Annotated in this window: 12 protein-coding genes; 7 read left to right on the forward strand and 5 right to left on the reverse strand. The window is 74.2% G+C overall.

Annotated elements, in window-relative coordinates; translation table 11 throughout:
- The first annotated feature begins 17 nt into the window (after positions 1-17).
- The 7 genes from D581_RS0107340 (at position 18) to D581_RS0107370 (ending at position 9,982) form a co-directional block, all read left to right on the forward strand.
- Entirely contained in the window at positions 18-866 is an 849-nt protein-coding gene (locus tag D581_RS0107340) for a phytanoyl-CoA dioxygenase family protein (protein ID WP_018956583.1), read from the forward strand.
- 20 nt (positions 867-886) lie between these two features.
- Positions 887-1,447, forward strand: coding sequence for a DUF6309 family protein (locus D581_RS0107345; protein ID WP_486585813.1), 561 nt, complete (start codon positions 887-889; stop codon positions 1,445-1,447).
- Entirely contained in the window at positions 1,444-6,039 is a 4,596-nt protein-coding gene (locus tag D581_RS01000000136985) for an AMP-binding protein (protein WP_018956585.1), read from the forward strand. The genes D581_RS0107345 and D581_RS01000000136985 overlap by 4 nt, the downstream gene beginning before the upstream one ends.
- A 62-nt stretch (positions 6,040-6,101) precedes the next feature.
- Positions 6,102-7,370: an aminotransferase class III-fold pyridoxal phosphate-dependent enzyme gene (locus D581_RS0107355; RefSeq protein WP_018956586.1), complete on the forward strand. Its 1,269-nt coding sequence runs from the start codon at positions 6,102-6,104 to the stop codon at positions 7,368-7,370.
- Positions 7,371-7,455: 85 nt separating this feature from the next.
- Positions 7,456-8,340, forward strand: coding sequence for a TauD/TfdA family dioxygenase (locus tag D581_RS0107360; protein WP_018956587.1), 885 nt, complete (start codon positions 7,456-7,458; stop codon positions 8,338-8,340).
- A complete protein-coding gene (locus D581_RS0107365; protein WP_018956588.1) occupies positions 8,337-9,095 on the forward strand; it encodes an SDR family oxidoreductase in 759 nt (252 codons plus the stop codon). Before D581_RS0107360 ends, D581_RS0107365 begins: the two co-directional genes overlap by 4 nt.
- A gap of 116 nt (positions 9,096-9,211) precedes the next feature.
- Positions 9,212-9,982, forward strand: coding sequence for a class I SAM-dependent methyltransferase (locus D581_RS0107370; protein WP_018956589.1), 771 nt, complete (start codon positions 9,212-9,214; stop codon positions 9,980-9,982).
- Positions 9,983-10,187: 205 nt separating this feature from the next.
- On the opposite strand, the gene D581_RS0107375 is transcribed toward D581_RS0107370, so the two are convergent.
- Genes D581_RS0107375 through D581_RS0107395 form a run of 5 tightly spaced genes read right to left on the reverse strand, consistent with a single transcriptional unit; the run spans position 10,188 to position 12,671 of the window.
- Positions 10,188-10,661, reverse strand: a complete 474-nt coding sequence (locus D581_RS0107375) for a hypothetical protein (RefSeq protein ID WP_018956590.1) — start codon at positions 10,659-10,661, stop codon at positions 10,188-10,190.
- 49 nt (positions 10,662-10,710) lie between these two features.
- Positions 10,711-11,157 (reverse strand): gas vesicle protein K, encoded by a 447-nt coding sequence (locus tag D581_RS0107380; protein WP_018956591.1) that lies wholly within the window; start codon positions 11,155-11,157, stop codon positions 10,711-10,713.
- Positions 11,158-11,185: 28 nt separating this feature from the next.
- Positions 11,186-11,398 carry a gas vesicle protein gene (locus D581_RS0107385; RefSeq protein WP_018956592.1) on the reverse strand — a complete coding sequence of 71 codons (213 nt, stop codon included), beginning with the start codon at positions 11,396-11,398 and terminating at the stop codon, positions 11,186-11,188.
- A complete protein-coding gene (locus D581_RS0107390; protein ID WP_018956593.1) occupies positions 11,395-12,243 on the reverse strand; it encodes a GvpL/GvpF family gas vesicle protein in 849 nt (282 codons plus the stop codon). The genes D581_RS0107385 and D581_RS0107390 overlap by 4 nt, the downstream gene beginning before the upstream one ends.
- Positions 12,240-12,671, reverse strand: a complete 432-nt coding sequence (locus D581_RS0107395) for a gas vesicle protein (RefSeq protein ID WP_018956594.1) — start codon at positions 12,669-12,671, stop codon at positions 12,240-12,242. The genes D581_RS0107390 and D581_RS0107395 overlap by 4 nt, the downstream gene beginning before the upstream one ends.
- Positions 12,672-12,678: the final 7 nt, after the last annotated feature.

The following is a 12,678-nucleotide window of genomic DNA, read 5'->3' on the forward strand; positions in this document are numbered from 1 at the left end:
GCGGAGGACTGTACATCTTGCGATCTTCCTTCAGCCCCGCCGAAAAGGAATTCGGCGGAAATACGGACTCCCGGGCCAGGTCCCGCGTCGACCCCACCGAAGAGCGGAAGAACTTCGAGGAACGCGGCTATCTGGTCCTCCCCGCGCTTCTGCCCCCTCCGCTCCTGGCGCGTCTGGTGCCCGAGGTGGACCGGTGGATGGACGAGGGGCTGCGCGACCGTTCCATCGCCTGCAGTACCGGTCCGGAGGCGGGAGCCCGCCCCCCGGTGCTGGAGCTGGAGCTTCCCGCCCACGGCGAACTGCTGGCGCATCCGCCCCTGATGGCCGTCCTGGCCGATGTCATGGGCGGCGCGTTCGCCCACCATCACCTGCACAGCCAGCGGCAGGGGGCCGGGGACTCCGGCAAACCCTGGCATCACGACCATGAACCCAACGACCTCGGGGACAGGTCGTTGCCGATGGTGCACGCACTGCACTACCTGGGCGGGCTGGACGAGGCGGTGGGCAGCCTCGCCGTGCTGCCCGGATCGCACCGCGAGGACGTGCCCAAGGACTTCCGCGCCGCACTCGGCACGACCGCACTGCCCGGGGAGGTGGTGATCGACCGGCTGCCGCCCGGTTCGACGGTTCTGATCAACTCGGCGGTCTTCCATGCCCGCCGCCCCGCGCTGTCCCCCGTGGCCGGACGCAACCGGTACTTCGTCGACGCCTCCTACTGCCGTACCGGTGCGCGGTGGCGGCCGGTGAAGCCGTATTGGCAGTACATGCTCGCCCGGGCCAGGGAACTGGACCTCGACCGCGGCCAATGGCCGGAACTTTTCGATGCGCGGCACTTCACGGAGTTTCCGGGAGCGGGGGGCCGATGACGACTGTGGGAAGATCTTCCATGAGCGCTGTGGAAGCCGTCGCATTCTCCGAAGTTCTGCATGTTTATGGGCGGGACCATCCGGCAGCCCGCCCGCACCGGGCGAACACCAACGAGGACGGCGAGGAGAATCTGCGCCGCGCGCATTCCCTGTTCGGGTCCTGGTATCGGATCGAACTCGGCCGGGCCGATATTCTCCGCGTGGTCCTCCCCTGGCACACCGGTGAAGGCGGTGCGCGTGAACTGGTGCCGAGAGAGGGTTTGACGGTCGGTCGCACCGCGGATCTGATCCGTGCCGATGCGGCCGGATACGCCGAGGCCAATCCGGTCTGCGCGGCGAAGCTCGACCGGTTCTCCCGTGTCCCGTTCACGGCGGTCTACCTCAGCGCCCGCCCGGTGGACCACCCGGACTACTCCGACGTACGGGCCCGGGAGGGACTCATCCACCTCGACGGGCTGCACCGCATGGTCGGGTGGGAGGTCGCGGGGCGGCTGGGCGGTGGGGCCGCCGTGACGGCCTACCTGGCGGCCGAGAGCCTTCCCGCCTGCCTGGGGACCCCCCGCGAAGGGAAACCGGTATGACGACGTCCGCCACCAGCCCCCGGTCCTTGACGCCGATACCCGCCGACGCGCCACCGGGCCGCACGACGGTACCGGCCACGGACGCCTCCACCCTGTGCGGGCTCCTGCACCGGGCCGAGCGGCTCCACCCGCACCGGCCGGCCTTCACGGACCACACCCGGGTGATCACGTACGCGGAGCTGGGGGCCGGGGCCGACCGGGTCGCCGCCGGACTCCGGCGGGCGGGCATCGGACCGGGCGACCGGGTGGCGGTCCTGGGCCGCCGGGACAGCCGGCTGTTCGTGCTGCTGCACGGAGTGCTCCGCGCGGGTGCGGCCGTGGTGACGCTCGACACGGCCTGGAGCGCGGAGGACCGGCTGCGCAGGCTGGCGGCCGTGCGCGCCGCCGGCGTGCTCACCACCACCGCGCTGTCGGACGAGGAGGTCCGGGCCGTGTCGGCCGCCGGGGTCCGGTACGTCGAACGCGCCGACCCCGACGTCCTCCTCGCCGCACCGTTCGAACCGCCTGCGCCGGACCGTCCCGTTCCTCGCGTCGGAAGCGACGATCCCGCCTATCTCTCCTTCACCTCGGGCTCGGGCGGCGAGCCCAAGGCCGTCGTCGTCACCCACGGCAACGCGGTGCACTACGCGCTGGCGCTGCGCGACAGGCTGGAGCTCACCGAGGCGGACGCGCCGTGCGTCGCCCACCTCACCACGCTCGCCGCCGACCTGGGGCACACCAGCTGGCTGCTGGCCCTCGCCACCGCCGGGCGCACCCATGTGGTCGGCGACGAGCACGCCAGGGACGCCCCCGCCTGCTGGGCGGCGCTGCGCGAAGCGGGGTGTTCGGTCGTGAAGACGACCCCCTCCCACATGGCGGAGCTCTGGAGGGACCGCCCGGACCCGCCGCGCGGGACGGCTCCCTACCGCCCGGGGACGCTGATCCTCGGCGGTGAGGCCCTCCCCCGGTCCCTGGGGGCCTCGCTGCTGCACGACGAGGGGGTCCACCGGCTCCTCAACCACTACGGACCGACCGAGACGACGGTCGGGGCGGCCTGTTTCCTCGCCACATCGGCCGGGGAACTGCCGGAGGACGAGGAGACGGTCCCGATCGGCACGCCGCTGGGCGAGGCGACCCTCGACCTGCTCGACAGCGCCGGGTCCCCCGTCGCCGACGGCGAGTCCGGCCACCTCCACATCGGGGGACGCGGCGTCAGCGCCGGATATTTCGGCCGCCCCGAGCAGACCGCACGGCGCTTCGTCCCGCACGGAGGGGTCCGTACGTACCGCACCGGCGACCTCTGCCGACGGCGTCCCGACGGGCAGCTCGTCTTCCTCGGCCGGCTGGACCGGCAGACCAAGATCCGGGGCTATCTGGTCGACCCCGCCGAGGTCGAGCACCTCGTCCGGCAGGTCCCCGGCGTCGAGCGCTGCGCCGTCGTCGTGCGGGCCACCGCCACCGGCAACCGGCTGCTGGCCGCCGTCCTGCCCGCCGACGGCGCGGTGGAGGAGCACCGGCTGCTCGACGCCGTGCGTGCGCACCTCGGCGGCCGCCTGCCCGCGTACTCCGTGCCCCGGCCGCTCATCGTGCTCAGGGAGTTCCCCCTCGGCCCCAACGGGAAGCTGGACACCGTACGGCTGGCGGCCGCCCTCGACGCCGTGCTGGCCGCACGGGCCGGGAACCCGCCGTCTCCCGGGCCCGAAGTGGCCCCCCTGGCACAGGAGATAGCGGAGCTCTGGGCCGAGGCCCTGGGCCTGCCCGCGGTGGATCCGGACGCCGACGTCCTGAAGCTGGGCGGCGACTCCATACTCGCCATGCGCACGGTCTCCCAGCTCCGCCGCCAGGGGCACCACGCCGCCTACGCGGACTTCTACCGCCACCCCACTTCCCGGCGTCTGGCGGCCGCCGTACGCGCGACGGCGCCGCGGGCCGCTGCCGAAGAGCCCGGCACGGACCTGCCCGGTGGGCCCGGCGCGCTCGCCCCCGCCCAGCGGTGGTTCTTCGGCCAGGGCGTCGACAACCCCCGCCACTGGAACCAGTCGGTGCTGCTCCGCTGCGCGAGGAACGTCGACCCGGCCGCCCTCGTCACCGCGGCGGCGGCCGTGGTGGAGCGTCACCCTGCGCTGCGCCGCCCCGTCGGCCCGCACGGGCCGGGGGCCGCCCGGCCGTTGGACGAGCTGGATCTCGTCAGCTTCTCCCGCGTCCGGCGCCCCGGGAACGTCGCGGAGGAGATCGCGGCCCTGGGGACCGAACTGCAGCGGAGCCTCGACCCCGAGGCCGGCCGTCTCATCCGCTTCCATCTCTTCTCAGGCGGTCCGGGCACCGACGACCGGCTGGCGCTGATCGCCCATCACCTCGTCGTCGACGGGTTGTCGTGGCGCGTCATCCTCGACGACCTGGCGCACGCCTACCGCGCCGCGCTGTCGGGCCGGCCGCCCGGTCTGCCGCCCGCGGCCGACTTCTACCGGTGGGCCGCGAGCAGGCCCGGGCAGGCGCGGCCGGTGAACCCCTTCCCCGGCGGTGGCCCGGACACCCGGCCGCCCGGGGGCCGCTCCGGCTCCGACTCCCCTCCCCCGCCGGGGACGGTGAGCTGGGGCCTCGACGAGGAGGCCACCGCCCGTCTCGTCGAACGGTACGGAGGTTCCCGGCGGCTGGAGGCGCTGCTGTTCACCGCGTTCGCGGACGCGGTCACCCGCGACGTGGACCGGGGCGGAGCCGGGGGCCCCGGCCGGCTCCCCGCCGCACGGACGCTCGTCGAGGTGGAGACGCACGGCCGGGACACCGGCGGCGAACACCTCGACACCGTCGGCTGGTTCACCGCGATCACCCGGGTGAGCGCCGGCCCCCCGGCCACGGCGGCCGGCGCGGAGCCCGGCACCGGAACCGCGGAGCCCGACGCCGGAACCGCTGGACCCGACACCGGAACCGCGGAGCGCCACGCCGGAACCGCTGGACCCGACACCGGAACCGCGGAGCGCAACGCCGGAACCGCTGGACCCGACACCGGAACCGCGGAGCCCGACACCGGAAGCACGGAGCCCGACACCGGGATCGCGGAGCCCGACACCGGAAGCACGGAGCCCGACACCGGGATCGCGGCGCGTGTCTCCGGGGCGGAGCGCCGGCTGCGCCGTGCGCGCCTGCTCCCGATGGACATCGGCGGACCGCGTCCCGAGGCCGCCTTCAACTTCCTGGGCACGTTCCGGCTGCCGGCCGAGCCGGCTCTGGGCTGGTACCCCGCCGCGGAGCAGGTGGGCACCGCACGGTGTCCCAGCGGCGATCCGGTGTACCGGCTGCGGCTGACGGCCCGCATCGTCGAGGGCAGGCTGGTGACCGACCTCGTACACGCCCGGCCGGATGTCCCCGACACCGAGGCCGACGGGGTCATGGCCCGGTTCGCCCAGGTGGTCGCGGCCGCGGCCGCCGCCACGGCGCCCCGCCCGGTCCGGCTCGCCCGCTCCACCTCCGGTCAGCCCCTCCACCCGGGGGCGCCCACCTCCACGCCCTCGTCCCCCGCGGTCCGCGTGGTACGCGAACCGGCCCGCGTACTGCTCACCGGGGCGACGGGCTATGTGGGCGGGCACCTCCTCGACGCCCTGCTGGAGCGCGGCGCGCAGGTCACCTGTCTGGTACGCGGAGAGCGCGACCAGGACGCCGCCGGCCGGCTGCGCCGCGTCTCGCCCGGTCTGCGGGTGGTGGCCGGGGACATCGGCCGCGAAGGGCTGGGCCTCTCCGCGGCCGGGCGCGCCCGCGCCCGGGACGCGCAGGTCGTGGTCCACGCCGCCGCCGACGTCCGCCTGGTCGCCCCGCCCGAGGAACTGGAACGCGTCAACCACGACGGGGTGCGGCGGCTGCTGGCCTGGATCGACGCCGAGGCCATGGGCGGGGTCCGGTTCCACCACATCTCGACGCTCGCCGTGGCCGGCGGGATCGACCCGGCGGCCCCCAACCGCCGGTTCAGCGAGGCCGATCTGCGCATCGGCCAGCACTTCCGCACCCCGTACGAGCGGTCCAAGTTCCTCGCCGAGGAGGCGGTCCGCGCCTGGGCCGCCTCCGGCCGCCGTTGCCATATCCACCGGAGCGGCCACGTCGCCGCCCACAGCCGCACCGGCGCGTTCCACGGGGGCATCGCCACCAACCGCGTCTACCAGACCCTGCGCGGCTATCTGCTGGCCGGAGCCGCCCCGCGCCTGGAGGGGGCGACGTTCGCCTTCAGTCACGTGGACACGGTGGCCGCCGGGATCGCGGCTCTGGCCCTGTACGCGGACGCGGCCCCGGGGGCCCACCATGTCGAGACCCCGCACCAGGTCGGCCACGACGAACTGGTGGGCTGGATGAGGCGGTCCGGCCACCGGATCGAGCTGCGCGACGCGAAGGACTTCGCAGCCGCGCTGGAGCGGGCGGAAGGCGACCACCCCGAGGAGATCCGGCTGGCCGCGGCCTGGAGTCTGCTGGAGGACCGCAACGTCCGGACCGACTCCTCGCACACCCTTGCCGTACTCGACCGGCTGGGGGTCCGGTTCACCGCCCCGACGCCCCGGTGGTGGGCCATGGCGCTGGCCTGGGCCACCGAGTCCGGCTTCCTGCCCCGGCCCGACCCCGCCGGCCACTGAGCACGTACTCCCGTCACGGGCCGCAGGCTCCCGCCGCAGGCCCCCGAACCGTGAGGTGAACCATGCCCCGGCTGTCACCCGTACTGAAGCAGGCCACTCCCGTCACCGCCGTCCGAGGGGAAGGGCTGTACCTCTACGACGCGGAGGGGCGACGCCACCTCGACTTCACCGCGGGCGTCGGCGTGACCAGCACCGGCCACTGCCATCCGCGGGTCGTCGAGGCGGTCCGCGAACAGGCCGGCCGGCTGATCCACGGCCAGTACACGACCGTCCTGCACGAACCGCTGCTCACCCTGACCGAACGCCTGGGCGAGGTCCTGCCCGAGGGCCTGGACACCCTCTTCTACGCCAACTCCGGGAGCGAGGCCGTGGAGGCGGCGCTGCGGCTCGCCCGGCAGGCCACCGGGCGCCCCAACGCAGTCGTCTTCGACGGGGGTTTCCACGGCCGGACCATGGGGGCCGCTTCCCTGACCACGGCCGGCTCCCGTTTCCGGGCGCGCACCGGCCCGTTGATGCCGGGCGTCGCGGTCGCGCCCTTCCCGCACGCCTTCGACCTCGGCCTGGACGAATCCGCCGCGGTGGAGTACGCCCTGCGGGGCCTCGACCGGGTCCTGGCCACCACCAGCGCCCCGGAGGAGACGGCCGCGTTCGTCGTGGAGCCCGTACTGGGCGAAGGCGGTTACGTTCCCGCCCCCGACGGCTTCCTCGCCGGACTGCGCGAACGCGCCGACCGGTACGGCATCGTCCTCGTCCTCGACGAGGTGCAGTGCGGGTTCGGCCGCACCGGGCGGTTCTGGGCGCACGAGTACGAGACGGGGGCCGCGACCCCCGACATCCTGGTGACGGCCAAGGGCCTGGCGAGCGGTTTTCCCCTCTCGGCGATCGCCGCGCGCGCCGATCTCATGAGCCTCGCCCGCCCCGGCTCCCACGGCGGTACGTACGGCGGGAACGCCGTCGCCTGCTCTGCCGCCCTCGCGACCCTCGACGTCATCCGCGACGAGAAGCTGGTCGCCAACGCGGCCGAGCAGGGCATACGGCTCGCCCGCGGCCTGCACGCCGTCGCGGCGCGGACCCCGGCCGTCGCCGACGTCCGCGGGCGCGGGCTGATGCTGGGCAGCGAGTTCCGCCGGCCCGACGGGTCACCCGACCCGGACACCGCGGGCAGGGCCCAGCAAGCCGCCGCCGAACTCGGCCTGTTGCTGCTGACCTGCGGGGTCTGGGGGAACACCGTCCGGATGATCCCCGCCCTGACCGTCACCGGCGAGCAGGTCGACGAGGCACTCACCCTCTGGTCGAAGGCCGTGGCGGCCGCCGTACGGGAAGAGGACTGAACAGCACGCGCCGCGGCACCGGACCGGTCCCCCACCCGGCGCGGGGCGGACCGGCACGACGTACAGGACAGCGGAAGGGACCCCGATGGAGAACGCTTCACGCGTCAACGCACCCAATCCCTCCGGAGCTTGGGACACCAGCAGGCTCAAGGCCGGGCACGAGGTGTGGCGCCTGGCACCGACCGAGCGGGACCGCGCCCGGCTGTGGTCGGCCGCCGGCGGCCCGGGAAGGGAGCCCGACCCGGTCTGGGAAGACCTGCGCTCCCGCATCCGCACGGGGCTCGACGCCTTCGGGTTCGCCCTCGTGCGGCAGCTCTTCCCCGCCGGCCCTGTCGCGGACGTCCGCCAGGAGGCGGACGTCACCGAGCGGCTCTCCCGGCTCGTCCGGGACTTCGGCGAGATCGTGCCGCAGAACGGTGCGGGCGACGTGACGCAGGTGCTGCGGCACCGGGAGGGGGACCCGGACGAGATCGCCTTCCACTGCGACACCTGCGACCTCCTCGTCCTGCTCTGTCTGCGGCCGGCCGCCCGGGGCGGCGCGACACGTGTGGCCGGAGCGCCGTACATCCATGACGTCCTCGCCGCCGAACGCCCGGACGTGCTGGAACTCCTCGGCCAGGATTGGTACTTCGACCGCACCGGCCGCGCGGGCAGTCAGCTCGTCCTCACCCCGATCCTCACCACCGGACCGGACTCCGCCGTCACCTGCTACTACCAGTCCCGTACGGTGCGGGCCTCCGCCGGACGCGACGGGCGCCCCCCGCTCGACGCCGCACGTGCCGAGGCGCTGGACGTCCTGGACGAGGTCCTCAACCGCCCGGAGACCGCCTACCCGGTCACCCTGGGCTCAGGAGACCTGTTGATCATCCGCAACAGCCGCGTCATGCACGGTCGTTCCCCGTTCACCGACGGCCCCGAACCGCACCACCGGCGGGTCCTGCGTCTGTGGCTGGACGAGGTGGCCGCGTGAGTGGCGCCGTGAGTGGTACGGCAGTCGTCACCGGCGCGGGAAGCGGGCTGGGCCGTGCCGCCGCCCTGGCGCTGCTCGGCCGGGGCTGGAACGTGGTGCTGGCCGGCCGGCGCCCCGATGCCCTGGACGGGACCGCGGCCCTCTCCCCCGCCGGGGACGAGCACGCTCTCGCCGTCCCCACCGACATCACCCGCCCCGACGAGGTCACGGCGCTGTTCCGTACCGCCCGCGACCGGTACGGAAGGGTCGATCTGCTCTTCAACAACGCCGGAGCCCCCGCGCCCCGCGTCCCTGTGGCCGAGGTGGCCCTCGACGACTGGAACCGGGTGCTGGGCACGATCGTCACCGGCACGTTCCTCTGTTCGCGGGAAGCGTTCCGCGTCATGTGCGAGCAGAACCCCTCCGGCGGACGGATCATCAACAACGGTGCGCCGTCCGCGTACGCACCCCGCCCGCACTCCGCCGCCTACACCGCGGCGAAGCACGCGGTCCTCGGCCTGACCCGCTCGCTCTCCCTGGACGGCCGCGCCCACAACATCGCCTGCGGTCAGCTCGACGTGGGGAACGTGGAGCCCCCGGACGGCGCCCCGCAGCCCCCCGCGCGTCAGGCCGACGGCAGCAAGGCGGTGGAGGCGACGCTGCCGGTGTCCCACTTCACCGACGCCCTCCTGCTGATGGCCTCCCTGCCCCTCTCCGCCAATGTGCAGTCCCTCACCGTCCTCCCCACCACGATGCCCTTCGTCGGCCGGGGCTGAGCACCCCGCGACAGGCGGACGAACCCGGCCACGCCGGGTTCCACCCCGCACCCCGTTCATCTCGCCGTACGACGTACTCCCCGGTACTCCCCGCCCCTCGACCGAAAGAGGCGAACATGCTCGGTGAGACCGCACGCACCTGGCTGCAACGCTGGGACCAGCAGCAGGAGCGCTACAGCCCGGACCGGGAGGAACGCTTCCAGGTCGTCATCGACATCGTCGGCCGGTCCCTCGACCGGAGCGGGGCGGCCGCCCGGCCGCTCCTGGTGGACCTGGGCTGCGGCACCGGCTCGCTGACCACCCGGCTGGCCCACGCCTTCCCGCGGGCCGACACCGTCGGCGTCGACGCGGACCCGCTTCTCCTGGGCCTCGCGGAGGAGGCTGTCACGGGCACGGACATCCGCCTCCTGGCGCGCGATCTCACCGCACCCGGCTGGGCCGACGAGACCGGACCGGCGCCCTGGGACGCCGTCGTCTCGTCCACCGCGCTCCACTGGCTCACCCCCGACGAACTCACCGTGCTCTACCGCACCCTGGCCGCCCGGCTGCGTCCCGGCGGCGTCTTCGTCGACGCCGACAACCGCAGTCCCTCCGACGACCCGGAGCTGATCGACATCGCCCGTCACGTCCGGACCCGCCGCGCCCACCGGACGGGCCGTCAAGGCAGCGAGGCCTGGGCGGGCTGGTGGAAGACGTTCCTCTCCGCCCCGGAACTCGCCCCGCTCGCCGAGGCCCGGGCCCGCTCGCCCATCGCGCACCGCACCTTCAGGGAACCCCACGGCCTGACGACCGCCGCCCAGATGACGCTCCTCCGCGAAGCCGGTTTCAGCGATGCCGCCACCGTCTGGCAGTGCGGCGACGACAGCGTCCTGGTGGCCGTCCGCTGAGCCGGTGAGCCGGTGAGCCGCTGAGCCGCTGCCGGTAAGCCGCTGAGCCGGTGAACGGCCACCGGGCCGGCCGGGCGGGGTCACGGGTGTGTCAGTACGGGACAGGGTTCACCGCGATCCGGACGTGGGGCGGGGCCGGAGAGGATTCTCCGGCCCCGCCCCACGTCCTGGCCCGCGCCGGGCCGGGCGTTCTCCTGCTCCCCGGTCAGATCCGCCCGCGCGCCAGCCGGGTCAGCGGGCCCGTCGGAGGCCTGGCCGTCGAACGGCCGATGGCGAACGCCGCTCCGGCGACCCCGGCCATCCCCGCCGCGGCTCCGGCGGCGACCGCCTTGCGGTGTTTGACGACGGTCCAGGCCGTGGTCGCCGCGCCGGCCGCCTTCGCCACGTTGGCGGTCACGGCGTGCTGCCCGCTCTGGAGACCGGCGGCAGCGGCGCGGCCGACGCGGCGGGTGGTCTCACCGGCCGCCCGGGCGCTGTCCGAGGCCGCGTCCTTCGCGCCCCCTGCCGCGTCCTTGGCGCTCCCTGCCGCGGACAGCGCCTCGTCGGCGGTCGCGTCGGCCCGCTTGCCGGCCCTCTCGGCCGTGGCATCGACCGACTTCCGGGCCGATGCCGTCTTGCGGGCGGCCGTGGTCCTGCCCTTGTCCGGAGTCGAGTTCTTCGCGTCCTTGTCGTCAGTCATGGGCTCCTCCTTGCCTTGGGTGCTGCGATGAAACCTGGGCTCTGCCCGCTCACGCGCCGTCGTGCGGCAGCAGTGTGCCGAGCGGTCCGAGGTCGAGATTGAGGTCGTCCATCGTCAGGTCGTAGCGGTCGCACAGTTCCGTCATGCGTTCGTGCAGGATCATCAGCGTCATGCCGATCCGCTCCTCCTGGGGCTCGCTCAGGTCGCCCCGGTCGACGCGGTGGATCGCGGTGCGCTCCATGAGCTGACGGAGCAGTTCGACGATGGTGAGCACCAGCTTGATGAGATCCCGCTCCACGGTGTCCGGGTCGGTGTGCAGCCGCTGGGCCGCCGTCGAGGGACCGCTGTCGTCCGGCTGCGCGGGGCCGAGCCCGAACGCCCGGGCCGCCGCGCGTGCCACCTCTTCGGCCGCCGCGGAGGGCACACCGCCCACACCTCGCGCGCGGTCGTCCTCGGTCATCGTGTCCACCTCCTCCGCCTCCTCGCTCGCCGGCATGTTTCCCCGTACGCCACCGGGGACGGGCTCACCACGGCCCCGGCTCCTCACCGGTGATCGACCGGATCACCGCTCGCAGATTGATGTGCACGAGATCCACGTCGGCGATGGACAGGACGAGGTCCCCGGTGAGCACGGCCCCGCCGTTCAACAGCCGGTCCAGGAGATCGATCAGCGCGACGGGCGGGCCGCCCCGGGGCCCGGTCTCGCCGAGAACGCCGCCGATGATGTCCGTGCTCACCGTGGGCCACCACCGTCCGCGCCCTCCGCCACCAGGGCCGTGGCGAACGAGTAGGGCGCCCACGGCCCGGTCACCTCGATCGACACCCCGGGGGCGCCTTCGGCCAGCGCGGAGAGATCCCGGTGGAGCTGCGCCGTGTGTTCCCGGGGCACGAGGTAGGCCTCGTTGGCCACGTTCACCCCGGCCCGGGCGGCGAGCTGCCCCTGCTGCGGGCGGTGCACCGCCCGTGAGGCCGCCACTCCCTCGGCCAGCCGCGCGGCCCGGGCGGCCAGGTCGGACGCCGCCCGGTAGACGTCCTGGCTGTCGCGCTGCTGCGCCTGACGCTGCCGCAGATAGGCGCGGCCCGCTCCGCCGCCCGACGGCGTCGCCGTGGCCGGTGCCGTCGCGGTGGCCGTACGGGGATCGGCGTAGACCTTCACGCCCAGCTCGACATGGCCCTCCAGTCGGCCCAACAGCTCCTGGAACTCGCTGCGTTGCCGGACCAGCATGTCGGCCACCCGGGTGTCGTCCAGATAGACCGTGGCCAGCCGCATCGGCAGGACGGAGGTCTCCGCGAACGCGGCGTCCACCACGGCGTGGTGGGCCCGGGCCACGGCTTCGAGCCGGTCCAGGTCCTCCATCTGCGCGGTGAGTCCCCGCTCGCTGAACGTGTCCGCCGGCACGGGGGAGACGAGTGCGCACAGCCCGCCTCCGCCGACGGGGCGCAGCGGCCGGCCGTCCACGCCCGGCAGCCGGGCGGCGAGCCCGTCCAGGGCGGGGCCCGCGCGGCCGACGGCGTAGACGTAACTCATCTCTCCGGCGCCTTCGCCCGGAACACGGACGGTCGCGCTCGGTCCGGTGTTCATCGTTCCTCCTCCTGTTCCGCCGGGGCGGCCCGGTCTCCGGCCGCCCCCGCACCCGGGATCCCGGCCGTCGACCGCAGGTGGGCCAGTTCGGCGCGCAGCCGCTCGTTCTCGTCGGCCAGCGCGTCGTGGCCGGGACCGGCCTCGGTCCCACGCGTGGGGCGGGCCCGTGAGGAGAGCGAGGGATCGTGCTCCCACCAGTCGATGCCCATCTCCTTGGCCTTGTCGACGGAGGCGACGAGCAGGCGGAGCTTGATGGTGAGCAGCTCGATGTCGAGCAGGTTGATCTGGATGTCACCGGCGATGACGATGCCCTTGTCCAGCACCCTTTCCAGGATGTCGGCGAGGTTGGCCGACGAGCCCTGCTGCCCGTATGCCGGGCCGGCCCCTCGGGGCGAGGCCGGCAGCCGGCCGGCGAGTGAATCGGACACGGTGTCT

Source organism: Streptomyces sp. CNB091 (assembly GCF_000377965.1).